Genomic DNA, 25,002 nt, shown 5'->3' with positions numbered 1-25,002 from the left:
AAACATGATGAAATACTTTCTGGCAATTGTTCCTGATGAAGGCATTCAAGCTGATGCTTTGGCCATAAAGCAGGAAGTGCTGGAGAAGTACAATGCCAAGCATGCCCTCAAGTCTCCCGCCCATGTAACGCTAAAAATGCCTTTTGTTTATAGTGAGAAAAAGGAGGGAAAGCTAGCGGAACTTTTGATGGCCTTTTTTGCGGGCTTTAAGTCTTTTCCCATTGAATTTAAAGGGATTGGTCGGTTTGGTAAAAGGATCATGTATGCCAGGGTTAGACATGGCGAAGAGTTGCCGACTTTACAGCAATCACTTGGTCAGTTTTGCAAAGTAGAGCTAAAGCAAGTGCAGGAGTTGAGTGATAAAGCTTACACACCTCATATGACTTTGGTGTACAGTGACCTGAAGGATCGTTACTTTGATGAATGTTGGTCGATGGTAAAGGCCAAAGGTTTTTATGGGAAAATGGAGGTGAAGAAAGTGGCCCTGTTGAAAAAAATAAATTACCGCTGGTATGTGATCAAGGAATTTAATTTGGAGGGGAAATAAAAAAGGGAATCAAGCTGATTCCCTTTTTTATTATGGTGAAGAATTACTTCTTCACGTGGATTTTTTCTTTTACTCTTGCCGCTTTACCTTGACGACCTCTTAGGTAGTAAAGTCTAGCTCTTCTTACTTTACCAGATCTCAAAAGCTCGATTTTCTCGATGCTTGGACCTAGGATAGGGAAAATTCTTTCAACACCGATACCGCTTGAGATTTTTCTTACAGTGAAAGTTTCTCCGTTAGAGTTAACGTTCTTTCTCTGGATCACGGTACCTTGGAACTGCTGGATACGCTCTTTGTTACCCTCTTTAATTCTAACGTGAACGTTGATCGTATCTCCTGCCTTGAAAGAAGGGAACTTAGCTCTTACGTCTTTGTATTCCTCTTCTACAATTTTAAGTAGTTCGCTCATATCTTTATATTTATGTGCTTATCGCAAATTCGAATTGCAAAGGTATGCAATTATCTTTTTTATTCAATTAATTATCAATTATTTACGTTAATCGCCTTTTCAGAAATCTCTCCCTTCCAATAGGTCAGGCCTTCTTTCTTTAGTGCGGCGAACCGATTCTTCAAACCTCCAGTTGGCAATCTTTTCATTGTGTCCTGAAAGCAAAATTTCTGGAACTTTCATGCCATCGTATTCAGCAGGCCGGGTATAGATCGGAGGAGCTAGCAAGCCATCCTGAAAGGAATCGGTCAAGGCAGAAGTCTCATCGTTGAGAACTCCTGGGATCAGTCGAATTACTGCGTCGGCCAAAACCGCTGCAGCGAGCTCTCCTCCGGAAAGGACAAAGTCACCAATGCTGATTTCTTGCGTAATGTACTTTTGTCTGATCCGCTCGTCCACACCTTTGTAATGACCACAAAGGATCATCAAGTTGCCTTTCAAGGATAGGGAATTGGCCATTTGCTGATCAAGCGTCTTACCGTCTGGGGTCATGTAGATGATTTCATCGTATTCCCTTTGACTTTTGAGTGTTTCGATACACTTGGACAAAGGTTCTACCATCATCACCATTCCTGCACCGCCACCAAAAGCATAATCATCGACTTGCCTTTGTTTACCGATGCCATAATCCCTCAGGTCATGTACCTTGACTTTGGCCAAGCCTTTATCTTCCGCTCTTTTTAAAATAGAGTGAGAGAAAGGGCCTTCCAAAAGACCAGGTACCACAGTGATTATATCAATCTGCATGGTCTATTCCTCTAGATAAATTTCAAGCAAGCCTTCCGGCAATCGGCAGAAAACTTTTTTTGCTGCCTTGTCTACCTTGAGAATAATGTCATCTTGAATGGGAATCAAGACTTCTTTTCCTTGGTAGTCTAACCCGATCAAATACTGGGTTTGAAGGTCATATATTACTTGCACACTTCCTATTACTCCTCGGGACTCATCTTCTACTTCAAAACCCACTAGCTCATGATAATAATATTGGTCATCATCAAGCTGAGGAAGATCTTTTAGTGGAAGGTAAAGCACAGAACCCACTAAGGTTTCTGCAGCGCTCTTGTCATCATAACCTTCAAACTTGGCCAATACCCGACCATTGGGTTGTGAGACAAAATGCTCAAGAAAGTAAGGTGCCAGTCTGTTGTTTTTATCCAGAAAGACATGCTCGATGTCTTCATATTCCTCTGGATAATCCACATCAAGGACGGCCGTTACTTCTCCTTGGAGTCCATGAACCTTAGCAATGTAACCTATCTGGAAACAATTCTCCTTGTTCATGGAAAAGCGCGTAATTAACCTTGAGTTTCTTCTTCGCTAGATTCAGAAGCTTCTCCTTCTGCAGGAGCCTCCTCAGATGCAGCAGCCTCTTCAGCAGCGGCAGCAGCCTTAGCTTCTTCTTCTCTTTTTTGGATAGCCTCTAGACGAGCTGTGTTTTTAGCAGTCTCGGCATCAAGGGCTTTCTGACGTGCGTCTGCTTTGGCTTTAGCCAATTTGTCCACCTTGCCAGTGATAGCTGCTTCTTTTTCCTCTTTCCAAGCGTCAAATTTCTTGTCAGCCTCTTCTTGAGAGATAGCACCTTTCAATACACCGATTTGAAGGTGTTTTTTCAATAATACACCTCGGTAAGAAAGCATTGCTTTTACCGTGTCTGTAGGTTGTGCACCATTCAACAACCACTGTAGAGCGCGCTCATTGTTGATGTTGATAGAAGCAGGGTCAGTGTTCGGGTTATAAGATCCGATTTTTTCGATAAAGCGTCCATCACGTGGAGCTCTTGCATCAGCTACAACTACATCATAGATGGCCATTCTTTTTCTACCTCTACGTGCTAATCTGATTTTTACTGCCATAGTATATTGATATTAAGTTAATTGATGGATCCCGTCCATCGTAAATTTGGAATGCAAAGATAGCGGATTTATCTTGAAAAGAACAAGTTAGCCAAGGAATATTTGTAGTTTAAAAAAAATATGTTTTAAATTGCGGCTCGAAAATAGAGGGTTGTTCCTTCAACATCCTGTGAGGTATTCAGTACCTTCCTATTTTGAAGACAAACATAATATCCTGGTCCCGTAGTTCAATGGATAGAATACCTGCCTGCCGGCAGGCAGGGAAGTTTGAGAACGTGATTTAGAGCAGTAGAAAGGTGTACACGGTATATGCACTAAGGAGTGAAGTAGCCAAAAGGATTTATGTTGGCTTTACCTCTGATCTCGAAAGGAGATTAGAGGAGCATAATGCTGGTAAGACGAAGTCTACCAAAGGGTTTACCCCATGGAAGTTGATTTACAAAGAGGAGGTTGAATCGCGGGCGCTTGCCAGAAAAAGAGAAAAATATTGGAAATCAGGAATAGGGAAAGAAAAATTGAAGACCCTATTTACACATTAATAAATGGTCCCGTAGTTCAATGGATAGAATAGAAGTTTCCTAAACTTTAGATACAGGTTCGATTCCTGTCGGGACTACAATATGGTAAAGCTGAAATTTTTATTTCGGCTTTTTTTTATACTCAATAAAGTTCGTTTATAATTAATTACTTACTTTTCAAATACGATAGGTCTTAACATAAAATTGCTAGAATTAAGCTTTTTTACAAATGCAAACTGTTTTATATAAATTTATTTTTGGAGGGTTATTTATTTTTGTTGCTTGGAAAGGAATAGATGGAATATTAATTAATATTTATCATGGAGAGTTGACTCGATATGATATTGGGGAGTTTGAAGAGGTTGAAATTCACTCTGAAAGGAATTTGGAAATATCTAACGGAATCCCATTAAAAGGGAATTCTATTTTCTACCAACCGGACAGAGGTGGTGATATTGATGTGATTTACCCCATTATAAGCTCCGCTCAATATGATAAATTGGTTCAAAAGAAACCCATAAATATTAAGGTTTTTGTAAGGTTAGATAAACAAAGTCCATACTGTGCTGAAGATGGAGGGTGTATTCCTGATGCTGGTGAGCCTATAAGGGGTTTGGTAAAATCTGGTTTTGAAAACTTAGATTTTGAAGATTTTAAAATGATAGAGTCCGAATTAATAAATATAGATAAGAACTGTATTTTAATTAAGCTTAATGAGAAGCCATTAATCTGGTATTGGAATTTTTTAATGCTCTTAGTAGGAATGATTTTTTCAATTACTATTTTAAAATCATTTTTTAAGAAGGCCTCAAATCTAAAAGAATATTGGGAAAAGATAACAGAAAAGGATCTTGTAAATAAATAGATGAGGCTCTTTATCGATATTAGAAAGTGAAATTGTTTTCTAATTCGGAATGAGCAAATTCATTCCATGAAATAGAAATTGCAAGAAATGAAAATGTTTTTGTCAATAATGATTGTCGTTTTCTTTAGCTGTTCACCTCATCATCGGCCATTAGAAGGTATGTGGGATATTACTAATAATATTTATTATGTGAGCGATACTTTTGAAATAGAAGATATAGTTGAACCATTTGGAATGGAGCGGATTACAGTTAGAACCGATTCGGGAATTTATAAGATTTCTCATATTGATGATTCTATCATAGATATCGGTCTATCTAGGCAAATCCAAGTACTTGAATTTCAGTTTGAAAATAAAAATGAAGGTAAACTTTCCCAATATGATTTGAATATTGATGAAAGACAAAATGAGGGATCTGGATTAAATAGCGGATTTTCTTCTAATTTTTCTTTATACAATTCTAATGGACATTCTTATCTCCTATTTCAAAACTGTACTGATGAATTTAGAAGTAAGGTTGATACAATAGAATATCTGATGATTTTTCCTGATGCTCTTATTATTTTTGGAGATACACTTGAGCGTGTTAAGCTATAATTTGTTTCTTCCATTAACCTTCCTCTATCAATGAAAGGATATTCCCTGCAGGATCCTTGAACCAGGCAATATGGGGGCCGTGCTTGCTTTTTGAAATTCCCTTTTCGTTGGTTTGAATTTGTCCGGTGTATTGTTCAAAGGTTACTCCCTTTATGATAAGTGCATCCACCGTCTTCTCTAGATTTTTTACAGGGAAGTTTAAGATGGTGAATGTTGCGGGTATATGGTCTGGCTTGGGGTAAATGATGATGGCTTGGTTGCTGGGGGTATGCAATTCCAATAAGCCCATAGGGTGATCAGTGACTTTCAAACCAAGGGTATTTGTGTAAAAATCCTTGGCTTCTTCTAGATTATTTACGGCGAAACTACCAAATGCTTTGCTGGATTCTAACATGATCATTTGAGTTGGTTTATTTTAATAACGAAAGAAACCATCTTTTTGATCTTTGGATTTTTGAAGCTGCTAAATTCATAAGTGTCACAAAAGGCGTAGAGACTTTCATCACCCATCTTTATTTTCCCACTTACTGCAGCTTCCTTTCCGTGGGTAATAATTTGGTCCAAGCTTATTTTAAGGGGAGCTTTTGGCATCATTTGCTGAAGTTCACTTTGTACAGCAGCCTTTCCCAAGATTGTTTTATCTCCAACAATATTCCACTCAATATCATCTGTCAATGAATCTAGAATGGTATCCAGATCACCAGTAGCAAACGCTTCATTAAAGTTTTTTAGGAACTTTCCTTTCTCGGTCATAAGGTTTTCAATTTGTTATTCTTTGTTACTGAGCTTTAAAGTTATCAATATACAAGGAATTCAGTACCACGCATATTTGGCTTTCAAGCTGGCTAGGATCCTTTCAAGCTGGTAGGTGTGACGGCAGGTATGGAAAATGGTAAACCACAACCATTCCAAGCGGGTGAAGGGTCCATATTCAGGAATGGTAAAATCTTTACATTCCAGGGTCAGGTCTTGATTTTCGAAAAGTTTGAATGAAGACAATTTTTTGTTTAAGTTGGCTATTAAGTGTGATTTGGAAATCACCCCAGAAGCCGGAAGAATGGCTTCTGGGGATTTCATTTTAAGGGAAAAGTCCAAAAAGGTATTTTTGATGTTCCACACTTTCTGGTCAGCAGCTCGGTTACAATTTTCAGTTTGACCATTCAATGTATCTACCACCCCATACGATTTTAGCAAATGGTCACCCACTTGCGCTGCGGTCCAACTTCCTTCGAAAGGAATTCGGTTGAGGTCTGATTCGTTGGCGCTTTCCAGGAGGAAAAGTAGCCTTTTGCTGATCTCTTCAAGTTCAGAAAATACATCTTTGTTTTGCATGTTCATAATCTTACAGATTTGGAAAGTTTAGTTTGTCAAAACACTTTCTTCCAAATTGCTCTTGGTTTGAAGTTTATGGAAGTACCTGTAAGAAACCAACAAAATGGCAAATACAAATAGCGGGAAAATGGTTTGTAAACCAAAGCCATCGATGGCCCAATGACTCACAAATGCCGAAATGAAAGTAATGGCAAAGCCTGCATAGGCCCACTCTTTTACACGATCAGGTACTTGGGGAATGATAAGTGCCAATGCTCCCAAAACCTTGAGTACAACCAGTTCTACCCTGAAATAATCTGGGTAACCCAAATGCCGTATGCCTTCTACGGCCAATTCCGTATGGGAAGTCAGGGCAGGCATAAGCCCGTCCCAGAGGAAAATGATCCATGTGCTTACCCAATAAATAATTTTATCCTTTTTCATGAGTTGGGTTGGTTTAAGGGTAAAAGCATTTTCCATTTTTTTCCGTACTTGTCCCGAAGTTCTCCAAATATATCTCCCCAGAATTGTTGGCCTACAGGTTCCAATATTGTTCCTCCAGCTGAGAGCAATGCAAAACACTTGCGCAGTAGAGATTCATCATCAAAAGTCAGGATATTCGACATATCATTGCCTGGTTGGTGACCCGCAGGGCCTTGCATGTCAGTGGCCATGATCGTGAAGTTTTCATTTTTCATCTCACCATGCATGATCAGGCTTTGTTGACTTTCGGGAAATTGGTCCTTCATAGGGCCGTCTTGAAACCTCATCAGAAAGATGTCACCACCAAAGCAACTTTGGTAGAAATTTAAGGCTTCCTCACAATTCCCGTCAAAACTAAGGTATGGGCTAATATTGATCATCACATTTACTGGTTTGGTAAGGCACTTTCATCCATATAGCAGAGCTCCCATTGGTGTCCATCGAGGTCAGCAAAGCTGTGTTGGTACATCCAGCCATGATCTGCTGGATCCATATAAGTGTTCCCTCCTGCCTCTATGGCTTTGGAGACCATGTCATCGACCGCTTGTTTGCTTTCTATATCCAATGCAATCAATACTTCGGTCGTTTTGGTCGCGTCAGCAATGGCTTTCTTGGTAAATCCTTGGAAAAATGGCTCCGTCAAAAGCATAGCATAAATGCTCCCATCATTAATGACCAAGCAGGCCGCTTTTTCATCAGTAAATTGCTCATTGAAAGTAAATCCGAGGTGCTTAAAGAACTCCATGGACTTTTTCAAATCCTTTACAGGTAGGTTAACAAAAATTTTAGAAGGCATAATTTTTAAATTTTAGGTTCATTACAAATTTAGAAGATAGAAGAAAGAATAAAGGAGTGCAAATACGTCAATGTGAAGGGTTGATTGCGACAAAGGTTCTGAATACCTTAGTGTTATGAAAAATGTATCTATTGTTGTTCCGAGTGGCCATTTTAGCTTGGTTAACATTGAAGGCACTTATCAAATCTTTTCTTGGGTTAATGGATGGCTGATTAGTCAGGGCAAACCTCCTTATTTTCAGCTTCAGCTGGTAGGGCTATCCAGGCCTGCCCAGCAATCTACTGGCTTATATGAGATTCATCCCGAAAAGCTTATTGATGAAGTGGAGAGTACAGACTTAATCGTGATTCCGGCGATTCATGGAGATTTTGATGAGGTGATTGAGGCCAATGCTGACTTTATGCCTTGGATTATCAAAAACTATAAAAGAGGTAGCGAAGTGGCCAGCTTATGTATTGGCTGTTTTTTCTTGGCCGCAACAGGACTTTTAGATGGAAAACAATGTGCCACCCATTGGCAGTTTGCTAATGAATTTAGAAAACGCTTTCCCCAATCTCTTATGGTGGATGATAAGATCATTACGGATACCGACGGCTTATATACGAGTGGTGGGGCTTTTTCATTTACAAGTTTATTGGTTTACCTGATTGAGAAATATTTGGGAAGGGAAGTGGCAGTGATGGCGGCAAAGTCATTTATGATCGATATAGACCGGAATAGCCAGTCCCATTTCATCCTTTTTACCGGTCAAAAAGAACATCACGATGAAGAAATATTGAAAGCCCAGAAGTACATTGAGAAAAACTTCACGGAAAGAATAACTGTAGATGAATTGGCTCAAATGTTTGGAGTAGGTAGAAGAAGCTTGGAAAGGAGATTCAAAAATGCCACTTCAAATACAGTGGTTGAGTACATCCAAAGGGTCAAGATGGAGGCTGCCAAGCAGGAATTGGAAAAAGGTCGAAAGACGGTCAATGAAGTGATGTATGATGTTGGTTATTCCGACAGCAAGGCTTTTAGAGGAGTTTTTAAGAAAATCACAGGACTTTCACCTATTCAATATAGAGACAAATATGCTTTAAGCAGGATCAAAAGGACGCTAATGCAGGGCAGTTAACGCACAGGATAGTTGGTCATTGCTTACTTAACCATAAATGTCATTAAGGATTCCTGCCAACCTGATTCCACCTGCCAAAAGACGGTCTTCAATAATGGGGAAGTATTTATAGTCATATTCATAGGAAAGTCGCTTGTTTTCGGGCAAATCATAAACGAATGGTCTGAGGGAGACTGCTTCCTCCAACCATGCTGACAAAGGAGCATCCTGTAACTCCTTAATTGTTTGTTTATCGGCTCTGTTGTTTAGGTGAGTGGCCAATTCAGTATAACTGAGGTGCTGCCTTTCAATCATCTTGGTGTCCCAAACGGTATGAAGGTTGGTTTTTTGATTGAAATAATAAACATCTACCTTATTGCCTCCCATGTCTTCTCCTGTACCCACGTGTAAAGGTTGGTGCAAGTCTCCCACAATATGGATCAACATTTTCAGGTTTTCCTGCTTTTTCTTCAGCGATAAGGGTTTGTTTTTAAGCTCATCAATGAGTCGCTGTAAAGTTTCATAAGCATCTCCACCCTCTTCCTGAATGGCAGGGTTATAGCCTTCGCCTTCATGAACTGTAAGGAAGTGCCATGTGTAGGCGTAATCGTAATTATGGTCTGATCTAATTTGGTCCATCCAATTGGCGACCATGGGGATGGATTCATGGCCCAATATTTTGGCAATGCTTCTTTGGGCTTTTGAATTGAGATGCCAAGCAGCAATCTGCCCAATTACCCGGTGACCATTCTGACCCCAACCAAAAGATTGAAAAGTCATTGAAGTGCACAAAAAAAGCGCAATAAACAGTTTCTTCATGTTTAATGATTTGTCCGTAAACAATCGTGCACTTACCGAAGAAGATTAGCCTTCAGAAAGTTCATTAATGGCAATCCAAGCCATTAGGCCTGCTCCCACTTCGAGTGCACTTTCATCAATATCAAAAGTAGGCGTGTGCACCCCACTGGTGATGCCTTTTGCCTCGTTTCTAATTCCTAATCGATAAAAGCAACCATCCATTTCCTGAGTATAATAGGAAAAGTCTTCTGCTGCCATCCAAATATCCAAATCTTCCACGTTTTCTTCACCTAAATATTCCTGAGCAGCTTTATAGGCTCGATCTGTCAATTCAGGTGCATTTTGCAGAAATGGATATCCTTTTCTTACTTCAAAATCTACTTCACCTCCCATACCTTCGGCCAACCCTTCAGCGATTTTAACCATTTTTTTGTGGGCTTCTGCTCTCCACTCTTCATTCAGTGTTCTGAAGGTTCCCTGGATTTTCACCTCATTTGGGATCACATTGGTAGCCCCTAAGGCTTCTATGCGTCCAAAGGACAATACCGAAGGAATTTTAGGACTAGCATTGCGGCTGATCACTTGCTGCAAGGCCACAATAATATGTGAAGCAATTAAAATAGGATCTACTAGCGTTTCTGGCATGGCACCATGTCCTCCCTTGCCTTTGACAGTCAAGTAAAGTTCATCGGCACTGGCCATGTACATGCCTTTGCGAAAGCCTACTTTTCCAGCATCGATTAGTGGCATCACGTGTTGCCCAACAATGGCACTTGGTCTTGGGTTTTCCAAAGCCTTGTCTTTGATCATCAATGATGCTCCTCCAGGGATCTTTTCTTCTCCGGGCTGGAAGATCAACTTAACGGTTCCTTCAAATTCATCTTTGACTTCATGAAGGATTTTGGCTGCGCCAAGAAGGGAAGCAGTGTGCACATCATGTCCACAGGCATGCATTACCCCTTCATTCTTGGATTTATAGGGCACATCATTTTGTTCGATTATGGGCAGGGCATCCATGTCTGCTCTCAAGGCGATGACTTTTTTCTCAGGATTTTTGCCTTCGATCAATGCTACAAGTCCTGTGTCAGCTTTGCGTTCAATCTTGGTGATACCAATGCTCCTTAAATTTTCTTCCACAAAGGCACTGGTTTGGTGCTCTTCAAATGAAAGTTCCGGATTGGCATGGATGTGTCTTCTATTGTCAGTGATTTGACTGAGCAGCTGAGCAGCCAAATCTTTTACTTTATCCTTTAGCATACTAGTTGGTTCCTACTTCTGCATCAATTTCTTCATCCTCTTCGGTTTCTTTTCCAAAGCGTTGTTGAATTATTCTGGCTCCCGGGAAGTCTTTTTTGATGGTATGAAACAATGATTGAGCCTCTATGCGGTTGATGTATTGACCTACTTTGACCAAATATCGAGGTTGTTCATATTCCATTTCTGCCTTGATTTGTGTAGGCAGGGTATTGTAAAGCTGGTTTCTTGCTTTGAATGCTTCGTCCCTATCGATACCGCTATAAACTAAAATGGTGAAGCCATTGTAAACTTCCCTGTCCGCATTTTTCTGGGCAAAATTGTCAAGTGCTATTGCCAGATCAGCATCCACTGGATCACCGGCATCGGCACTAACAGGCCCGTTATTTTTTACGGGCTCCAATTGATTTGCTTCAGGCAAATCAGGAAAAGTCACTCTTGTATAAGAGAGGTCTTCACTGTAGTTGTTATAAGCGGCTGCCGATTTGCTCATTTTGCCACTACCGGCACAACTCGCAAGGAGTAAAACCGATAGCAATAGGGAAAAAGTCTGCTTCATCATTTATTGTTTTTAGTCTTCTATAACAATACACTTGCCAGAAACGATGTCCTGCTCAACACTTTTATATTTTACATCTTTTTTCACGTTTCCATTAGGGTACTGCACAGAAACACGGTCATTTCTACCATATGCCTTTTCAGATTTTCTTGGAGCGACCACTTGTTTTTCAGCTCCTCTGTTTGCAGCGGCAGCAGCTGCTGCGGCCCGGTTGGCGTGAGGATTTAAAGTACTGTTGGCGTCTTCTTTGGAAGCTTGAACTTTAGGTTCAGGTTGTCTTTGCGCTTGGGCAGCTCTCACCTGATCAGGGTTTTGCTGTGGCAATTCAGCCTTGGCCAAGAAAGAAATGACATCCTCATTTAGTTTGCCTACAAATCGTTTGAACATTTCGAATGCTTCAAATTTGTAGATCAATAACGGATCTTTCTGTTCGTAAACGGCATTTTGCACCGACTGCTTCAGATCATCCATATCTCTTAGGTGCTCTTTCCAGTTTTGGTCAATGATTGCCAAGGTCACATTTTTCTCAATGGCACGAATCAAATCTCTTCCTTCATTAGAGATAGTGGATTCCAGATTGATGACCACACCGATTTGTTTGATACCATCAGTAATCGGCACCATGATCTCTTTGACAGTGGCTCCCCTGTTTTCATAAACATCCTTCAAAACTGGCATGGCACGTTCGATTACGCGCATGTTTTTGGTGACATAGTTTTGGTAAGAAGCATCAAACAGCTCTTGTGTAAGCACTGCGGCATCCTTGGATTTGATATCTTCTTCACTGAACTTATGGTCAATGCCTAAAGAACTATAGATATTCATTCGAAGGTTCTCTATGTCTTCTGTGCTCTTGGCCATTTCGATGATGCCTTCACAAACATCAAACATTACGTTCAGAATATCCAACTCAAGACGTTCGCCCATAAGCGCATTTTTTCTCCGCTTATAAACTACCTCTCTTTGGGAGTTCATAACATCATCATATTCCAACAGGCGCTTACGAACACCAAAGTTGTTTTCCTCAACTTTTCTTTGGGCTCGTTCGATGGATTTGGTGATCATGCTATGCTGGATCACTTCTCCTTCTTCCAGTCCCATTCTATCCATCAATTTGGCAATTCTGTCAGAGCCAAAGAGACGCATAAGGTTATCTTCCAAAGACACGAAGAATTGGGAAGAACCCACATCTCCTTGACGTCCTGCACGACCTCTAAGCTGTCTATCGACCCTTCTGGATTCGTGTCTTTCTGTACCAATGATGGCAAGACCACCTGCTTTTTTGGCTTCTGGAGTCAATTTAATATCCGTACCACGACCGGCCATGTTGGTGGCAATGGTCACTGTTCCTGGCTTTCCTGCTTCGGCAACTACTTCCGCTTCTTTGGCGTGCTGCTTGGCATTCAATACCTGGTGTTTGATTTTCTTCAAAGTCAGCATTCTGCTGAGTACCTCGGAGATTTCCACGGATGTAGTACCCACTAATACTGGCCTTCCTGCGTCTGTCAGTTCATTGATTTCGTCTACTACAGCATTGAATTTCTCGCGAACTGTTTTGTATACTTTATCTTCCCTGTCATCCCTTTGGATTGGTTTGTTGGTAGGGATAACAACTACATCCAATTTATAGATTTCCCAAAACTCACCTGCTTCAGTTTCTGCAGTACCTGTCATACCAGATAGTTTGTGGTACATCCTGAAGTAGTTCTGTAAGGTGATGGTAGCATAAGTTTGGGTAGCATCCTCTACCTTCACATTTTCTTTGGCTTCAATGGCTTGGTGAAGTCCATCAGAGTACCTTCTGCCTTCCATGACACGGCCTGTCTGTTCGTCGACAATTTTTACCTTGCCATCCACCAAGATATATTCGGTGTCCTTTTCAAACATACAATAAGCCTTCAACAATTGGTTTACGGTATGAATCCTTTGGGCTTTTACACCATAATCCTTGATGATTTCTTCTTTGCGAATCAGCTTTTCCTTATCATCAATGGATTCATCTTTTTCCATTTCGGCGATTTCTGTGCCGATATCTGGAAGAATGAAGAAACCGGAGTCTTCGTTTTTCTTGGTGATAACTTCAATACCATTGTCAGTAAGGTCAACCGTATTGGTTTTCTCGTCAATGGTAAACAAAAGCGGTTCATCCGCTTCTGGCATCATTCTTTTATTGTCCTGCAAATAGTAGTTCTCCGTTTTTTGGAGAATTACCCGGATACCAGGCTCGGAAAGGTACTTGATCAAAGGCTTGTATTTGGGCATGCCGCGATAAGCCCGGAAAAGAGCCAAACCACCTTCTTTTTGGTTTCCGGCAGCAATAAGCTTTTTACCTTCGGTAAGATAGCCTTGAATCAATTTTCTTTGTTCGTCCACCAAGGTAGAAACCCTTGGCTTCATTTCGTAAAACTCATGCTCATCACCTCTAGGGATAGGTCCTGAAATGATCAATGGTGTTCTGGCATCATCAATCAATACAGAATCGACCTCATCAATCATGGCAAAATGGTGCTTGCCCTGAACCAGATCATCGGCATTTCTGGACATATTATCTCTTAGGTAGTCAAAGCCAAATTCATTGTTGGTACCATAGACGATATCGGAATTATAGGCTTTTCTTCTTCCGGCAGAGTTGGGCTGGTATTTGTCGATACAGTCTACTCTCAGGCCGTGGAACTCGAACAGAGGAGCATTCCACTCACTATCCCTTTTGGCCAAGTAGTCGTTGACAGTCACAATGTGTACACCTCTTCCTGCCAAGGCATTTAGGTAGGCTGGAAGGGTGGAAACCAAAGTCTTACCTTCACCAGTGGCCATTTCTGAAATTTTCCCTTTGTGAAGTGCAATACCACCGATCAGCTGCACATCGTAGTGGAGCATGTCCCATGTGATCTCATTGCCAGCTGCGTTCCAGGAATTGTGCCAAATGGCCTCTTCACCACTGAGCTCTACATTGTCTTTTCTGGCTGAAAGTTCACGGTCATAATCATTGGCCTTGACCTTCAACTGGCCATTTTCTTTGAATCTTCTGGCGGTTTCTTTTACAACAGCAAAAGCCTTGGGCAGTACTTTTTCCAATACCACTTCCAAGGCTTCATTACGGTCTTTTTCTACATTGTCGATTTGGGTAAAAAGGGCATCCTTTTCATGTACCTTATCGGCCGCCAATGCATCAATTTCAGCTTTTAGTGAGGCAATGTTGTCATCAAAGGTTTTTAGTTCAGTGTTAATGGTACCTTTGATTTCAATGGTTTTTGCTCTCAGCTCCTCATCGGAAATGGAGGACAGCTGCTTAAATTCAGCATTGATTTTATCCACATAGGGAAGCAATTCTTTTATATCTCTATCTGACTTGGTCCCGAAGACTTTGGCCAGACCTTTTGCAATCATGTCTAACATATGAATTGTGTATTGTAATAGGGCTTAAAATTACTTTCTTTTTATAACAATCGGTAGTTTTTGGCAGCTTGATTGGCTGGTTTCTACCAATTTATTGTTTTGTGTTTTTGCTTAAATTTTAATGGTTCCTTTAAAAACCTGCTCCGCCGGGCCTATCAGCAAAATATCCTTGAAGCTACCGTCAGATGTTGCGGCAAATTTCACTGACAAGTTTCCTCCCAAAGCTTTAATTTTCACGTGATTGAGTTTGTTTTGATACCCGTAGACCAATGCACATGCCGTAACTCCAGTACCACAAGAGAGTGTCTCATCTTCCACACCTCTTTCATAGGTTCTCACATAAATCTCATCTTCAGCCAAAGTAGAAACAAAGTTTACATTGGTACCAGAAGGTTGGTAGGCTTCACTATAGCGAATGGAAGCCCCTTCTTTTACCACGGGATATTGCTCCACATCATCCACAAAACGAACATGGTGAGGTGATCCTGTATTGACGAAATAATCTTGGTCGGCATTGGAGATACTGTGTACATCACCCATGCCCAATTCTACAAGGCCATTTCGGATGCTTGCTTCATGGGGGCCATCTATGGCAAGAAATTTGGTATGTTCATCTATAATACCCAAGAACTTGGAAAAAGCTACAGCGCACCTCGCTCCGTTACCACACATGCTTTGTGAACCGTCGGCATTGAAATAAACCATTTCAAAATCAAAGCCCTCTTTGTTGCGGATAAGGATAAGGCCATCAGAGCCTATTCCAAATTTTCGGTCGCAAAGTTGGCTGACGAGTTCCAGGTTTTTATGATCAAATTGCTCGTTACGGTCATCGATCATCACAAAGTCATTGCCCGTTCCTTGATATTTATAAAATGATAAATCCATTTACTTCTATTAATAATGAGTAAAATCGGGGATTCAAAAACTAATCCATTTTCCGATTATCCTACAAACATAACCAACTTGTCATTAATTCGGACGCAATGTCTGATTATTGGTTTTATTTTAGTAATGATTTAATTACCTTGCTTATAATCAATCATAAAATTATTGATTGAAATAATTATAAATAGCAAATGAATTTCGAAATAAAATTCTAAATATGATGAAAAAAGTTTCATTTAATCCTTCTAGAAGAACTTTTATAACACAAAGTACCAAGGCCACTTTGGCAGTCGGTATTGGAAGTAGCGCTGTTGGCTCTGCTTTTCTAACCGCTTGTGGTGGTGCAAGTGAAAAAGAGGAAGAAGAAGTAGCACAATTGAGTACAGGCTTTTCCCAGGCGGGCTTAGCTTATGACTATGCTGCTTTAGAACCTAATATAGATGCCATGACCATGGAAATTCATTATACCAAACATGCTGCAGGTTATGCCAAAAAACTTAAGGCGGCCTGTGAAGCAGAAGGGGTAGATATGGAAAAACCGTTGGAAGAGGTACTTATGAAGGTGTCTAACTACAGTACTGCCATGAGAAACAATGGTGGAGGACACTATAACCATGAACTCTTCTGGAGCATCATGTCTCCTGAAGGTGGTGGCAAGCCTGAGGGTGAATTGGCATCAGCTATTGATGAAGCGTTTGGGAGTTTTGATGCTTTTGTGGAGAAATTTGAAGGAGCCGCAAAAGGCAGATTTGGTTCTGGCTGGGCATGGTTGGTAGTTGATGAGAACAAAAAGTTGCAAGTAGGATCTACTCCAAATCAAGATAATCCCTTGATGGACATTTCTGAGTTTCAAGGAATCCCTTTAATGGGGATAGATGTATGGGAGCATGCCTATTACCTGCACTATCAAAATGAAAGAGGAAAGTATGTTTCTAACTGGTGGAATGTTTTGAATTGGGGAGTTATATCTGATCGCTTCAATTCTATAGTTTAAAATTTAGCGTCTTTTAGTATTGTAAGCGAAAGCCAGGTTGGGATTCCCAACCTGGCTTTCGCTTTATTGAAGGGTTAGGAATTGTTTATATGCAGTTTGTTTACAGTATTAATAAGTTGATTGCTATTTATGGCATTTTGTTTGTTTGGTAAATGAATTGAAATTAAACCAACAAATTAATTACTATGAATTACTCAACTAGAAACATTGCAAAATGGATGATGCCCTTGAGCTTAGGGTTGATGATGATGGCTTGTTCCGAGGATGAAGAAATGCCAAAAGAAGGTAACAGCCAAGTGACGCTAAAATCTACTGCTGAAGGAGAGGCAGGAAGCACATCAGAAAATTCTCGTGTTGATGTAGGGGCGATGTCAGTAACTTCTTTTCAGGTAGGAACCAAGGATGTGGAAATGAAGTATGTGTCTCAAGCAGAAATTAGTGCAGGGATCAGTATCGGGAATGGTACATTGTTGACCAACTTGAGTGCAGAATTGGGTTCAGAAGTAGCTAAGGAAAAAAGTCTTTCCTTGGTGGAAGAAGGAGAAAGTAAGGTTGAAGTGATCGGCGAAGGAGAGACTCCTAATGGAAATTACACTGAAGTGATTTTTAAGCTTTATCAGCATTCTGAAGCAAGCGCTGAAAGTGAAATGAAAAACAAGTCACTTTTGATCATGGGTGAAATGGAGGGCAAACCGACCAAAGTGTGGTTGTCAGCTGAGAAGCAACTTAGAGCTGCTGCTGAATCTACCGATGGTTATCAAGTGGATGGAAACACAGATATGTCTGTTGTTTTTGATATGGAAGCTTTGTTCGAAGGGGTGGATATGACTACGGCATTGGATGCCAATGCTGATGGTACGGTGGAGATAGGTCCAGAAAATGTTGATGGAAATGGTGTATTGTACAGTAAAGTGGAGAATAACTTGGAAAGCGCCGTGGTGCTTAGAAAGCAATAAAAGTTAATTTGAGACCAAGTAAGTCATAAAGGCCAGAAATTTTCTGGCCTTTTATTGTATTTGGATGTTATTTCACTTTTTTTCGTTCCCATCAATAATGACAGTTTTACAATTATGAAAGATCCAAAAACATTAAGCGCAGTAGCAGCATTCCATGAAACCTTTAAGCATCCCATTTTATCTTCTCCGACCATACCGAGTGAAAATCGGTCCAAACTAAGGGTTTCCCTGATTGCTGAGGAGCTAAGGGAACTGGAAGAAGGAATTAAGAATGAGGACATTGTGGAGGTAGCAGATGCTTTATGTGACATACAGTATGTATTGGCAGGTGCCGTTTTGGAGTTTGGGCTGGCGGATAAGTTCAAGGAGCTTTTTGATGAAGTGCAGCGGTCAAATATGAGTAAGGCTTGTAAATCCGTGGAGGAAGCCGAAGCGACCATGTCCCATTACCAGGCTCAAGGAGTTGAATGTTTCTATGAACAAGAAGGAGATCTGTTTTTGGTTTTTAGAAAAGAGGACCGCAAGACCCTGAAATCTGTTAATTACTCTCCCGCAGATTTAAAAGGGATATTGGGAAAATAAGGGCTAATAGAGCGTATACACTAACCACTAACCCCATAACAAAATGATTTTTTTAAAAAGAATATTGGCCTTGATGGCAATCGGAAGCCTATTGGTTAGCCCTGCGTTTGGTCAAAAAAGAGCGAGAGACTATGGTTTTGAGTTTGGTGTGCTACATCCTGGACAATGGAATGCCATTACTGATGTGCAAGGTGTTAAGGTTGGACATCAAACTTTAATCAAGGGTGATAGTGTAAGGACTGGGGTCACAGCTATTTTGCCACATGGCGGGAATATTTTTCAAGAAAAAGTCCCCGGAGCAGTGTATGTGGGGAATGGTTTTGGGAAACTGGCAGGAACTACCCAGGTAGAAGAACTTGGAAATATTGAAACGCCAATTATCCTGACCAATACCTTAAGCGTGGCCGCAGGAATAGAAGGGGGAATTGATTACACTTTTTCTTTTCCGGAAAATGACGATGTGCGATCGGTCAATGTAGTAGTGGGAGAAACCAATGATGGTTATCTCAATGATATCAGGGGACGCCATGTCAAGCCGAAAGATGTGGTAGCAGCGATCCAGTCTGCTAAAACTGGAATGGTGCAAGAAGGTAATGTGGGCGCTGGGACGGGCACGATTTGTTTTGGGTTTAAGGGAGGTATTGGGACATCTTCCAGAAAGTTACCTGAAGAGCTGGGGGGTTATACAGTGGGAGTGCTGGTGCAGACTAATTTTGGGGGTGTGTTGCAAATAGATGGGATGCCCTTTGGCAAGCTCTATGGGCAATATGCTTTCAAAAACCAGTTGGAGTCGGCAGATGGTTCCTGCATGATCGTCGTGGCTACTGATGCTCCAGTTCTTGAGAGGAACTTAAAACGAATGGCCAAGAGGGCCATTATGGGATTGGCCAAGACAGGTGGAATTGCTTCCAATGGGTCGGGAGATTATGTAGTGGCTTTCTCTACGGCTGAGGGGCTGAGCATCCCTTATGATTCAGCCGGTAAAGAGCTGTTGGAGCAAAGCATGATCAATAATGATTATATGAGTGGTTTGTTCTTAGCTACCATTGAGGCCACAGAAGAGGCTATTATCAATTCACTTTTTGCAGCGCAGGATATGACTGGCCACCAAGGGCATCAAGTCAAAGCTTTGCCAATAGAGGAGGTGCTAAAGCACATGTCGAAAGACTAAGCTCCATTTCTTAAGGTTGGTTGAGCCTTGATTTAGCCATTTAAATTTTTTAACAAATCACTTATTTGTTTTAAAAAATATCTGTTCTATATTTACTTTGTAATTCAAAGTACTTTCTATGGAACAGCAAAAATACATTGAGGATTTAAAGGATATCAGAGATATCATGAACCGGTCTTCCAAGTTTATTTCACTGAGTGGAATGTCTGGTATATCGGCTGGTGTATTTGCATTGATTGCGGCTTTTGTCGCTTACAAATCAGTCTATGTAGAACAGGTTGATTTGGATTATAACACGATATTGATATCGTCTGATAGCATCATGAAATTGATGGTTATTGGGGCAGTTACTTTGTTGTGTTCCATAGCGGCAGGCGTGTTGTTTACCAAGCGAACCGCCCAAAAGAAAAAGCAGAAACTTTGGGACTATCAGACTAAACGCATCCTGATAAACCTGGCTATTCCGATTCTAACGGGAGGGATATTATGTGTGATTCTCCTTTCTCATGGTTTGATTGGCTTGATTGCTCCTTTGACCTTGATCTTCTATGGACTTTCTTTGGTCAATGCCAGCAAATATACTTTGGGTGAAGTGAGAAGTTTGGGATTGGCCGAAATAGTGTTAGGTTTGCTCGCTGCTTATTTTGTAGGCTTTGGCCTGCTATTTTGGGCCATAGGTTTTGGAGTTCTTCACATTGTGTATGGAGTGGTCATGCAGCTAAAGTATCGATCGTGAAAGAGTTATTAAAGGACTTAAATAAGGCTTTTGAGAATAAAATCCGACTGGGGATCATGTCCGCCTTGGTGGTCAATGATTACCTTGATTTTAATTCTCTTAAGGACCTACTAGGGGTGACAGATGGTAACTTAGCCAGTCACTTGAAATCATTGGAGAAAAGTAAATATGTTTCTTTTAAAAAAGAGTTTTTGGATCGTAAACCGAATACAAAATACTCGGCAACAAACGAAGGAATCAAGGCCTTTGAAAAGCATATCAGAGCCATTGAGCAATTATTGAAGTAAAAAAATTTAACCATATACTTTGTATCTCAAAGTACTTTTAAATCAAACAATATGAAAACAGAAAATTCCCCTATCGAGAAAATTGGTTACTGGATCAGTCATTCGGTAACCTTAAAATTAATTGTGATTACCATTTTGACCTTATTGATGCTAATTCCATCAGCTATGGTACAGGATATCATTAGAGAGCGGGAGGCGCTCAATGATCAGGCTGTGAAAGAGGTAAGTTCCAAATGGGCAAATGGCCAACAAATAAATGGACCAATTTTGACCATTCCTCTAGTGTATGAATATGAAAAGCAGGACAAAGTGGAGACGGTGGTGAAGTACTACTATGTATTACCCCATGAGCTCAGAGTGAGTGGAGATATTGTTCCCAATAAGCTGAGGAGAGGCATCTATGAGGTGGTGGTCTACCAGTCCCAGTTAAGGGTAGCAGGGAGCTTTGATCTTTCCCAGAAAATTGAAATGGCCAATCTAAAGGAGATCCAATATGATCAGGCTTTCTTAACTGTAGGGATTTCTGACCTGAGGGGAATCAAAGAAGAGGTGCTGCTTCAATGGGGTAAAAGGTCATTGGCTGTAAGTCCTGGCTCGAAGGTGTCTGAGATCTTGACTTCTGGAATTACCATAGATTTACCGGATTTGTTGTCCCAAGCAGGCCAAGAGGTTCCTTTTGAGTTTTCATTAAACTTGCAGGGAAGTCAGCATTTGTCTTTTGTGCCTGTTGGGGCTACTACTGAAGTTAGTCTATCCTCTCCATGGACTTCCCCAAAATTTGATGGTAACTTTTTACCGGACCAAAGAGAGATCAATGAGGAAGGTTTTCAGGCCGATTGGAAAGTGCTACAGCTAAATCGTAATTTTCCACAAAGCTGGGTGGATACGAACCAAAGTGCCAATCTGCAAATGGCTGCTTTTGGCGTAGAGTTGATTTTGCCTTTGGATGATTACCAAAAGTCCATGCGCTCGGCCAAGTATGCAGCGATGACCATTATCATTACCTTTTTGGTCTTTTTCCTAGTTGAAATCCTCAACAAGAGAAAAATTCACCCTTTTCAATATGCATTGGTAGGCTTTGCTTTAAGTTTATTCTACGTATTGTTGGTATCCCTTTCAGAGCATACTGATTTTAATTTGGCCTATGGAGTTGCTACCATTTGTGTCATCTTGATGATCTCTTTGTATTCCTTGACCATATTTAAGGCAAGCAAATTGACAGCCCTATTGGTGCTCATCTTAATAGGAGCATACAGCTTCCTGTTCGTAACCCTCCAGCTCACAGATTATGCCCTGTTGATGGGAAGTGTCGGTTTGACTATCATCCTTGGTTTGACCATGTACTTTACCAGAAATGTAGATTGGTACAAGATGAGTGTGGGAAAAGAGGAATAGGCAACATCTTGACAGAATCACCTCTTTTTGAGGTGATTCTGTGTTTACCGCTTATCCATCTAAGGATGAAATGATAAGCAAATAGTGCTTTTTATAGAAAATAATTTTTTATCCCTGCTAGAATCGATATTTTCAAAGATTCAAATCAAGTAAACCCTATAGAAAGTTATGAATAGACGCGATGCAATGAAGAGCGTGGCGGTCCTTTTTGGTAGTGCACTTTCTGTGTCTACCTTAGCTGTATTTCAGCAAGGATGTACCCGCTCAAAGGATGCTGTTGTGGGAGTTTTCGGGGATGAGGAAACTCAAATGATGGCTGAAATAGGGGATATTATTATCCCCGAGACTCCAGATTCACCAGGTGCCAAAGCAATCGGTATTGGAGCATTTATGGTGAAAATGTTGGAGGACTGTTATTCACAGGAAGACCGGGAAAAAGTTTCTGCGGCGTTGATCTACCTGAATGAAGAAGGAAGTTTTTCTTCTGCATCATCCGAGGAAAGAATAGCAGCAGTGAGTGATTTGGACAGTAAGGTTTACGGTAAAGATGAAAGCTTGGACGAAGGCTTGGTAAGGGGGTATAAAGTCATTAAGGAGCTTACCTTATTTGGTTACTTTTCTTCCGAAGCAGGGGCCACACAAGCACTTCGATATGAGTTAGTGCCTGGTCGATATGAAGGATGTGTAGATCTTAAACCGGGCCAGAAGGCTTGGGCGTAAATTAAACCCAAAATCATGAACTTAAATATTAAAGCTAATAAAGAAAATACCTATGACGCAATTGTTGTAGGATCTGGTATCAGTGGGGGGTGGGCCGCAAAGGAACTTTGTGAAAAAGGCCTGAAAACTTTGGTGCTGGAAAGAGGACGAGATGTAAAGCACATCAAAGATTATCCAACCACCAACTTGAACCCTTGGGAGCTTGACCATCATGGGTGGGCAACTAAAGAGACAAAGGAAAACCATCAAATCCAAAGCAGGTGTTATGCTTTTGGTGAGGATACCCAACATTTCTGGGTAAATGATAAGGAGAACCCTTATAACGAGATCAAGCCTTTTAATTGGCTCAGGGGTTATCATGTTGGAGGTCGCTCCTTAATGTGGGGACGTCAGTGCTATAGGTTAAGTGATATTGACTTTGAGGCGAATGCCAAAGATGGATATGGAGTAGATTGGCCAGTACGGTATAAGGACTTGGCTCCCTGGTATGAATATGTGGAGAAATTTGCTGGGATTTCTGGCCAAGCTGAAGGGCTTCCTCAATTGCCAGACAGTCACTTTTTGCCAGCGATGGAAATGAATTGTGTGGAGAAACATGTTGCAGCGAGGGTCAAGGAAAAATTTGATGATCGAATTATTACCATTGGTAGGGCGGCACATGCCACCACAGCCATCAATGGCAGAGGACCTTGCCAATACAGAAACCTTTGCTCCAGAGGCTGTCCTTTTGGAGGATACTTCAGCAGTAATTCAGCAACCTTACCCGCGGCGATGCAAACTGGAAATATGACTTTAAGGCCATATTCCATAGTGACGGAAGTGCTTTATGACAAAGAGTCTGGCAAAGCTTCAGGAGTAAGAATCATGGATTCTGAGACCAAGGAATACACAGAGTACTATGCTAAAATAGTCTTCTTGAATGCCTCAACATTAGGTACTTCTTGGATTTTACTTAACTCCGTTTCGGACGCTTTCCCGAACGGATTGGGCAATGGTAGCGAACAAGTAGGTCATAACCTGATGGATCACCATTATGGAGTTGGAGCTTCAGGAAAGATAGAGGGCTTTGGAGATAAGTACTTCTATGGTAGAAGGCCGAATGGTATTTATGTTCCTCGATTTAGAAATATCAGTGAGGCAACCAAACGAGACGATTATGTACGGGGCTTTGGTTACCAAGGTGGTGCGGGAAGAGGCCGTGGACAAGGAGGGCCGGAAGGAATTGGTGCCGATTTCAAAATGTCCAAAACAATGCCTAGCGAAGACTGGAGTTTCGGTATTGGATCTTGGGGAGAGCACCTGCCTTATTATGAGAACAAGGCGACACTCAACCATGATAAACTAGATGCATATGGACTACCTACTTTGGATATAGATTGTGAATTCAAAGAGAATGAGCAGGCTATGAGAAAAGACATGCGCCAAAGTGCAGTGGATATTTTGGAAGCCGTAGGAGCTAAGGATATTCGTTCTTATGACAGTGCTCCGCCTCCAGGTCACTGTATCCACGAAATGGGTACAGTAAGGATGGGACGTGATCCAAAAACTTCTGTACTTAATGGTTTCAACCAAATGCATGAAGTTCCAAATGTATTTGTTACAGATGGATCTTTCATGACATCGTCAGCCTGTCAAAACCCTTCATTGACTTATATGGCCTTTACGGCAAGAGCTTGTGACCATGCGGTGAAAGAATTGAAAAAACAGAATTTATAAATTGACCCAGAAAGGCCGAAGTAATTCGGTCTTTTTTTATGCCCACCTTAACCAGATCACCAATGAAATTCACTGTTTTCATCTTGTTTTTATTATGTTATTCCCCTTTTGCCATAGGGCAGGAACTTGCTGACAATAAAGAAATCATCTTTTCAGCGATTAAAGGAAATTCCAGCAAAGAGAAAATAATATACATTGATCAGGAGAATGTAAAGTCAACTGAATTGGATTTTGAAATTAGCGGAGAAGACGCTTCTTATTTTCAAGTTGATTCAATACTTCCTTCCAAGCTCATCGTTTCTTTTCGGCCTGATAGTTCGTTTGTAGGTATTGCCCACGCAAGGTTTAAAGTGGGTAATAGAGGAGGAGATGCAAAATATTACCAACTGAGAGGTTTGAGTACGAAGGCGCTTGAAGGAGAAAATGAGCCTCCATTAGCTGAAGTGTTGAAAACTCTTGGCTTGGGAACTGATATTGGCTGGTCGAGCTTGGCAAATCATATAGAACCTGACTTAGAGGGAGAAGAACTGGCGGTCAATAAGTTTAAAAAGGCGAAGCCAGGTGTGGTTGAAATGATTCCCGTGGCCCGATACAGTCCTGCCTTTACGCTTCCATTTGGCTATTACTTTTTGGATAATATTGAGCCTCAACTCCAAGAAGTGGGGATATTGGAAGGGGATGACAAGTATCCGGAACACCAAACTTTATTTCCAGGCTTAAAGGAAGGGGGAATGACCTTTGACCCGGGCGAACAGACATTTGGGTTTTACACTACAAGTCCTTCACATATTGCCTATTCAGAGGATGCTTGGAACAAGAAATTCTATCCAAATCATGCTGAGCACGCTTGTAGAGTTTATCCTGTAAGAACAAGTAATGGTCGGATTTTACCTGATCAATATTTGATTTGTTTCGAAGAAGCAACAAATGGTGATTATCAGGATTATGTATTTTGGGTTAAGAATGTTGCCCCCCTAAAAGAGTAAATGCTTAAAAGCGCCATTTGGAAATGAAAAGAAAGTCCTGCCATTTCTTAATG

Annotated in this window: 30 protein-coding genes and 1 tRNA gene; 16 read left to right on the top strand and 15 right to left on the bottom strand. The window is 40.9% G+C overall.

Annotated features, from left to right (window positions below; translation table 11 throughout):
• The first annotated feature begins 4 nt into the window (after positions 1–4).
• Positions 5–547, top strand: a complete 543-nt coding sequence (locus JL001_RS04600) for a 2'-5' RNA ligase family protein (protein ID WP_236252716.1) — start codon at positions 5–7, stop codon at positions 545–547.
• Positions 548–590: 43 nt separating this feature from the next.
• Here the strand turns inward: JL001_RS04600 and rplS are convergent, their stop codons facing one another.
• The 4 genes from rplS to JL001_RS04580 form a co-directional block, all read right to left on the bottom strand.
• Positions 591–956: a 50S ribosomal protein L19 gene (gene rplS / locus JL001_RS04595; protein ID WP_186757013.1), complete on the bottom strand. Its 366-nt coding sequence runs from the start codon at positions 954–956 to the stop codon at positions 591–593.
• A 99-nt stretch (positions 957–1,055) separates the two neighbouring features.
• Entirely contained in the window at positions 1,056–1,742 is a 687-nt protein-coding gene (gene trmD, locus JL001_RS04590) for a tRNA (guanosine(37)-N1)-methyltransferase TrmD (RefSeq protein WP_200974976.1), read from the bottom strand.
• Between the two features lie 3 nt (positions 1,743–1,745).
• A complete protein-coding gene (gene rimM, locus JL001_RS04585; RefSeq protein WP_200974975.1) occupies positions 1,746–2,276 on the bottom strand; it encodes a ribosome maturation factor RimM in 531 nt (176 codons plus the stop codon).
• 14 nt (positions 2,277–2,290) lie between these two features.
• Positions 2,291–2,848 (bottom strand): 30S ribosomal protein S16, encoded by a 558-nt coding sequence (locus JL001_RS04580; protein ID WP_192009504.1) that lies wholly within the window; start codon positions 2,846–2,848, stop codon positions 2,291–2,293.
• A 296-nt stretch (positions 2,849–3,144) separates the two neighbouring features.
• Between JL001_RS04580 and JL001_RS04575 the strand changes: the two genes are divergently transcribed.
• The 4 genes from JL001_RS04575 to JL001_RS04560 all read left to right on the top strand — a co-directional run bounded on the left by JL001_RS04575 (position 3,145) and on the right by JL001_RS04560 (position 4,828).
• Positions 3,145–3,387: a GIY-YIG nuclease family protein gene (locus JL001_RS04575; RefSeq protein WP_200974974.1), complete on the top strand. Its 243-nt coding sequence runs from the start codon at positions 3,145–3,147 to the stop codon at positions 3,385–3,387.
• Between the two features lie 5 nt (positions 3,388–3,392).
• Positions 3,393–3,464 (top strand) — tRNA-Arg (locus JL001_RS04570).
• 131 nt (positions 3,465–3,595) lie between these two features.
• Complete coding sequence (locus JL001_RS04565) at positions 3,596–4,231, top strand: hypothetical protein (RefSeq protein ID WP_200974973.1); 636 nt, start codon at positions 3,596–3,598, stop codon at positions 4,229–4,231.
• An 87-nt stretch (positions 4,232–4,318) separates the two neighbouring features.
• A complete protein-coding gene (locus JL001_RS04560; RefSeq protein ID WP_200974972.1) occupies positions 4,319–4,828 on the top strand; it encodes a hypothetical protein in 510 nt (169 codons plus the stop codon).
• A 13-nt stretch (positions 4,829–4,841) separates the two neighbouring features.
• Here the strand turns inward: JL001_RS04560 and JL001_RS04555 are convergent, their stop codons facing one another.
• The 6 genes from JL001_RS04555 to JL001_RS04530 are packed head-to-tail and all read right to left on the bottom strand — an operon-like array spanning position 4,842 to position 7,418.
• Positions 4,842–5,228, bottom strand: coding sequence for a VOC family protein (locus JL001_RS04555; RefSeq protein WP_236252715.1), 387 nt, complete (start codon positions 5,226–5,228; stop codon positions 4,842–4,844).
• Positions 5,225–5,581 carry a nuclear transport factor 2 family protein gene (locus JL001_RS04550; RefSeq protein WP_200974971.1) on the bottom strand — a complete coding sequence of 119 codons (357 nt, stop codon included), beginning with the start codon at positions 5,579–5,581 and terminating at the stop codon, positions 5,225–5,227. The genes JL001_RS04555 and JL001_RS04550 overlap by 4 nt, the downstream gene beginning before the upstream one ends.
• A 60-nt stretch (positions 5,582–5,641) precedes the next feature.
• A complete protein-coding gene (locus JL001_RS04545) occupies positions 5,642–6,166 on the bottom strand; it encodes a DinB family protein (protein ID WP_236252714.1) in 525 nt (174 codons plus the stop codon).
• 21 nt (positions 6,167–6,187) lie between these two features.
• On the bottom strand, positions 6,188–6,583 hold the full coding sequence (locus JL001_RS04540; RefSeq protein ID WP_200974970.1) for a DoxX family protein: 396 nt from the start codon (positions 6,581–6,583) through the stop codon (positions 6,188–6,190).
• The gene (locus JL001_RS04535) at positions 6,580–7,002 is read right to left on the bottom strand and encodes a VOC family protein (RefSeq protein ID WP_200974969.1); all 423 of its coding nucleotides are present in this window, start codon (positions 7,000–7,002) and stop codon (positions 6,580–6,582) included. Before JL001_RS04535 ends, JL001_RS04540 begins: the two co-directional genes overlap by 4 nt.
• Positions 7,003–7,007: 5 nt before the next feature.
• Positions 7,008–7,418 carry a VOC family protein gene (locus tag JL001_RS04530; protein WP_200974968.1) on the bottom strand — a complete coding sequence of 137 codons (411 nt, stop codon included), beginning with the start codon at positions 7,416–7,418 and terminating at the stop codon, positions 7,008–7,010.
• Positions 7,419–7,533: 115 nt separating this feature from the next.
• Between JL001_RS04530 and JL001_RS04525 the strand changes: the two genes are divergently transcribed.
• The gene (locus JL001_RS04525; protein WP_200974967.1) at positions 7,534–8,535 is read left to right on the top strand and encodes a GlxA family transcriptional regulator; all 1,002 of its coding nucleotides are present in this window, start codon (positions 7,534–7,536) and stop codon (positions 8,533–8,535) included.
• Between the two features lie 27 nt (positions 8,536–8,562).
• On the opposite strand, the gene JL001_RS04520 is transcribed toward JL001_RS04525, so the two are convergent.
• The 5 genes from JL001_RS04520 to dapF form a co-directional block, all read right to left on the bottom strand.
• The gene (locus JL001_RS04520) at positions 8,563–9,333 is read right to left on the bottom strand and encodes a S1/P1 nuclease (RefSeq protein WP_200974966.1); all 771 of its coding nucleotides are present in this window, start codon (positions 9,331–9,333) and stop codon (positions 8,563–8,565) included.
• A gap of 45 nt (positions 9,334–9,378) precedes the next feature.
• A complete protein-coding gene (locus tag JL001_RS04515) occupies positions 9,379–10,569 on the bottom strand; it encodes a M20 family metallopeptidase (protein ID WP_200974965.1) in 1,191 nt (396 codons plus the stop codon).
• A gap of 1 nt (position 10,570) precedes the next feature.
• Positions 10,571–11,128: a hypothetical protein gene (locus JL001_RS04510; protein WP_236252713.1), complete on the bottom strand. Its 558-nt coding sequence runs from the start codon at positions 11,126–11,128 to the stop codon at positions 10,571–10,573.
• Positions 11,129–11,137: 9 nt separating this feature from the next.
• Positions 11,138–14,521: a preprotein translocase subunit SecA gene (gene secA, locus JL001_RS04505; protein WP_200974964.1), complete on the bottom strand. Its 3,384-nt coding sequence runs from the start codon at positions 14,519–14,521 to the stop codon at positions 11,138–11,140.
• Positions 14,522–14,632: 111 nt separating this feature from the next.
• Positions 14,633–15,406 (bottom strand): diaminopimelate epimerase, encoded by a 774-nt coding sequence (gene dapF / locus JL001_RS04500; RefSeq protein WP_200974963.1) that lies wholly within the window; start codon positions 15,404–15,406, stop codon positions 14,633–14,635.
• A 220-nt stretch (positions 15,407–15,626) separates the two neighbouring features.
• Between dapF and JL001_RS04495 the strand changes: the two genes are divergently transcribed.
• The 10 genes from JL001_RS04495 (at position 15,627) to JL001_RS04450 (ending at position 24,949) form a co-directional block, all read left to right on the top strand.
• Positions 15,627–16,400: a superoxide dismutase gene (locus JL001_RS04495; protein WP_200980306.1), complete on the top strand. Its 774-nt coding sequence runs from the start codon at positions 15,627–15,629 to the stop codon at positions 16,398–16,400.
• 185 nt (positions 16,401–16,585) lie between these two features.
• Positions 16,586–17,356 carry a hypothetical protein gene (locus JL001_RS04490; RefSeq protein ID WP_200974962.1) on the top strand — a complete coding sequence of 257 codons (771 nt, stop codon included), beginning with the start codon at positions 16,586–16,588 and terminating at the stop codon, positions 17,354–17,356.
• Positions 17,357–17,470: 114 nt separating this feature from the next.
• Positions 17,471–17,938, top strand: coding sequence for a nucleoside triphosphate pyrophosphohydrolase family protein (locus tag JL001_RS04485; RefSeq protein WP_200974961.1), 468 nt, complete (start codon positions 17,471–17,473; stop codon positions 17,936–17,938).
• 43 nt (positions 17,939–17,981) lie between these two features.
• Positions 17,982–19,109, top strand: a complete 1,128-nt coding sequence (locus JL001_RS04480; protein ID WP_200974960.1) for a P1 family peptidase — start codon at positions 17,982–17,984, stop codon at positions 19,107–19,109.
• Positions 19,110–19,227: 118 nt separating this feature from the next.
• The gene (locus JL001_RS04475) at positions 19,228–19,845 is read left to right on the top strand and encodes a hypothetical protein (protein ID WP_200974959.1); all 618 of its coding nucleotides are present in this window, start codon (positions 19,228–19,230) and stop codon (positions 19,843–19,845) included.
• Positions 19,842–20,132 carry a transcriptional regulator gene (locus JL001_RS04470; RefSeq protein WP_236252712.1) on the top strand — a complete coding sequence of 97 codons (291 nt, stop codon included), beginning with the start codon at positions 19,842–19,844 and terminating at the stop codon, positions 20,130–20,132. Before JL001_RS04475 ends, JL001_RS04470 begins: the two co-directional genes overlap by 4 nt.
• Positions 20,133–20,183: 51 nt before the next feature.
• Entirely contained in the window at positions 20,184–21,527 is a 1,344-nt protein-coding gene (gene creD, locus JL001_RS04465) for a cell envelope integrity protein CreD (RefSeq protein ID WP_200974958.1), read from the top strand.
• A gap of 168 nt (positions 21,528–21,695) precedes the next feature.
• Positions 21,696–22,247: a gluconate 2-dehydrogenase subunit 3 family protein gene (locus JL001_RS04460; protein ID WP_200974957.1), complete on the top strand. Its 552-nt coding sequence runs from the start codon at positions 21,696–21,698 to the stop codon at positions 22,245–22,247.
• Between the two features lie 15 nt (positions 22,248–22,262).
• On the top strand, positions 22,263–23,963 hold the full coding sequence (locus tag JL001_RS04455) for a GMC oxidoreductase (protein ID WP_200974956.1): 1,701 nt from the start codon (positions 22,263–22,265) through the stop codon (positions 23,961–23,963).
• A 62-nt stretch (positions 23,964–24,025) separates the two neighbouring features.
• Complete coding sequence (locus tag JL001_RS04450) at positions 24,026–24,949, top strand: hypothetical protein (RefSeq protein WP_200974955.1); 924 nt, start codon at positions 24,026–24,028, stop codon at positions 24,947–24,949.
• Positions 24,950–25,002: the final 53 nt, after the last annotated feature.

The sequence above is a fragment of the Echinicola sp. 20G genome (genome assembly GCF_015533855.1).
GTDB lineage: Bacteria > Bacteroidota > Bacteroidia > Cytophagales > Cyclobacteriaceae > Echinicola.
Note: the sequence above shows the minus strand (reverse complement) of the source record. Positions and strands in the feature narration are given on the sequence as shown.

What these genes read in the sequence shown, in the direction of transcription:
- JL001_RS04485 (WP_200974961.1), top strand. Translation starts at nt 17,471, where the DNA reads ATGAAAGATCCAAAAACATTAAGCGCAGTAGCAGCATTCCATGAAACC.
- rplS (WP_186757013.1), bottom strand. Translation starts at nt 956, where the DNA reads ATGAGCGAACTACTTAAAATTGTAGAAGAGGAATACAAAGACGTAAGA.
- JL001_RS04565 (WP_200974973.1), top strand. Translation starts at nt 3,596, where the DNA reads ATGCAAACTGTTTTATATAAATTTATTTTTGGAGGGTTATTTATTTTT.
- JL001_RS04510 (WP_236252713.1), bottom strand. Translation starts at nt 11,128, where the DNA reads ATGATGAAGCAGACTTTTTCCCTATTGCTATCGGTTTTACTCCTTGCG.
- JL001_RS04490 (WP_200974962.1), top strand. Translation starts at nt 16,586, where the DNA reads ATGAATTACTCAACTAGAAACATTGCAAAATGGATGATGCCCTTGAGC.
- JL001_RS04600 (WP_236252716.1), top strand. Translation starts at nt 5, where the DNA reads ATGATGAAATACTTTCTGGCAATTGTTCCTGATGAAGGCATTCAAGCT.
- JL001_RS04460 (WP_200974957.1), top strand. Translation starts at nt 21,696, where the DNA reads ATGAATAGACGCGATGCAATGAAGAGCGTGGCGGTCCTTTTTGGTAGT.
- JL001_RS04515 (WP_200974965.1), bottom strand. Translation starts at nt 10,569, where the DNA reads ATGCTAAAGGATAAAGTAAAAGATTTGGCTGCTCAGCTGCTCAGTCAA.
- JL001_RS04550 (WP_200974971.1), bottom strand. Translation starts at nt 5,581, where the DNA reads ATGACCGAGAAAGGAAAGTTCCTAAAAAACTTTAATGAAGCGTTTGCT.
- JL001_RS04455 (WP_200974956.1), top strand. Translation starts at nt 22,263, where the DNA reads ATGAACTTAAATATTAAAGCTAATAAAGAAAATACCTATGACGCAATT.
- JL001_RS04495 (WP_200980306.1), top strand. Translation starts at nt 15,627, where the DNA reads ATGAAAAAAGTTTCATTTAATCCTTCTAGAAGAACTTTTATAACACAA.
- JL001_RS04475 (WP_200974959.1), top strand. Translation starts at nt 19,228, where the DNA reads ATGGAACAGCAAAAATACATTGAGGATTTAAAGGATATCAGAGATATC.
- creD (WP_200974958.1), top strand. Translation starts at nt 20,184, where the DNA reads ATGAAAACAGAAAATTCCCCTATCGAGAAAATTGGTTACTGGATCAGT.
- JL001_RS04525 (WP_200974967.1), top strand. Translation starts at nt 7,534, where the DNA reads ATGAAAAATGTATCTATTGTTGTTCCGAGTGGCCATTTTAGCTTGGTT.
- JL001_RS04560 (WP_200974972.1), top strand. Translation starts at nt 4,319, where the DNA reads ATGAAAATGTTTTTGTCAATAATGATTGTCGTTTTCTTTAGCTGTTCA.
- JL001_RS04530 (WP_200974968.1), bottom strand. Translation starts at nt 7,418, where the DNA reads ATGCCTTCTAAAATTTTTGTTAACCTACCTGTAAAGGATTTGAAAAAG.
- JL001_RS04480 (WP_200974960.1), top strand. Translation starts at nt 17,982, where the DNA reads ATGATTTTTTTAAAAAGAATATTGGCCTTGATGGCAATCGGAAGCCTA.
- trmD (WP_200974976.1), bottom strand. Translation starts at nt 1,742, where the DNA reads ATGCAGATTGATATAATCACTGTGGTACCTGGTCTTTTGGAAGGCCCT.
- secA (WP_200974964.1), bottom strand. Translation starts at nt 14,521, where the DNA reads ATGTTAGACATGATTGCAAAAGGTCTGGCCAAAGTCTTCGGGACCAAG.
- JL001_RS04555 (WP_236252715.1), bottom strand. Translation starts at nt 5,228, where the DNA reads ATGATCATGTTAGAATCCAGCAAAGCATTTGGTAGTTTCGCCGTAAAT.
- JL001_RS04520 (WP_200974966.1), bottom strand. Translation starts at nt 9,333, where the DNA reads ATGAAGAAACTGTTTATTGCGCTTTTTTTGTGCACTTCAATGACTTTT.
- JL001_RS04545 (WP_236252714.1), bottom strand. Translation starts at nt 6,166, where the DNA reads ATGAACATGCAAAACAAAGATGTATTTTCTGAACTTGAAGAGATCAGC.
- JL001_RS04580 (WP_192009504.1), bottom strand. Translation starts at nt 2,848, where the DNA reads ATGGCAGTAAAAATCAGATTAGCACGTAGAGGTAGAAAAAGAATGGCC.
- dapF (WP_200974963.1), bottom strand. Translation starts at nt 15,406, where the DNA reads ATGGATTTATCATTTTATAAATATCAAGGAACGGGCAATGACTTTGTG.
- JL001_RS04540 (WP_200974970.1), bottom strand. Translation starts at nt 6,583, where the DNA reads ATGAAAAAGGATAAAATTATTTATTGGGTAAGCACATGGATCATTTTC.
- rimM (WP_200974975.1), bottom strand. Translation starts at nt 2,276, where the DNA reads ATGAACAAGGAGAATTGTTTCCAGATAGGTTACATTGCTAAGGTTCAT.
- JL001_RS04535 (WP_200974969.1), bottom strand. Translation starts at nt 7,002, where the DNA reads ATGATCAATATTAGCCCATACCTTAGTTTTGACGGGAATTGTGAGGAA.
- JL001_RS04450 (WP_200974955.1), top strand. Translation starts at nt 24,026, where the DNA reads ATGAAATTCACTGTTTTCATCTTGTTTTTATTATGTTATTCCCCTTTT.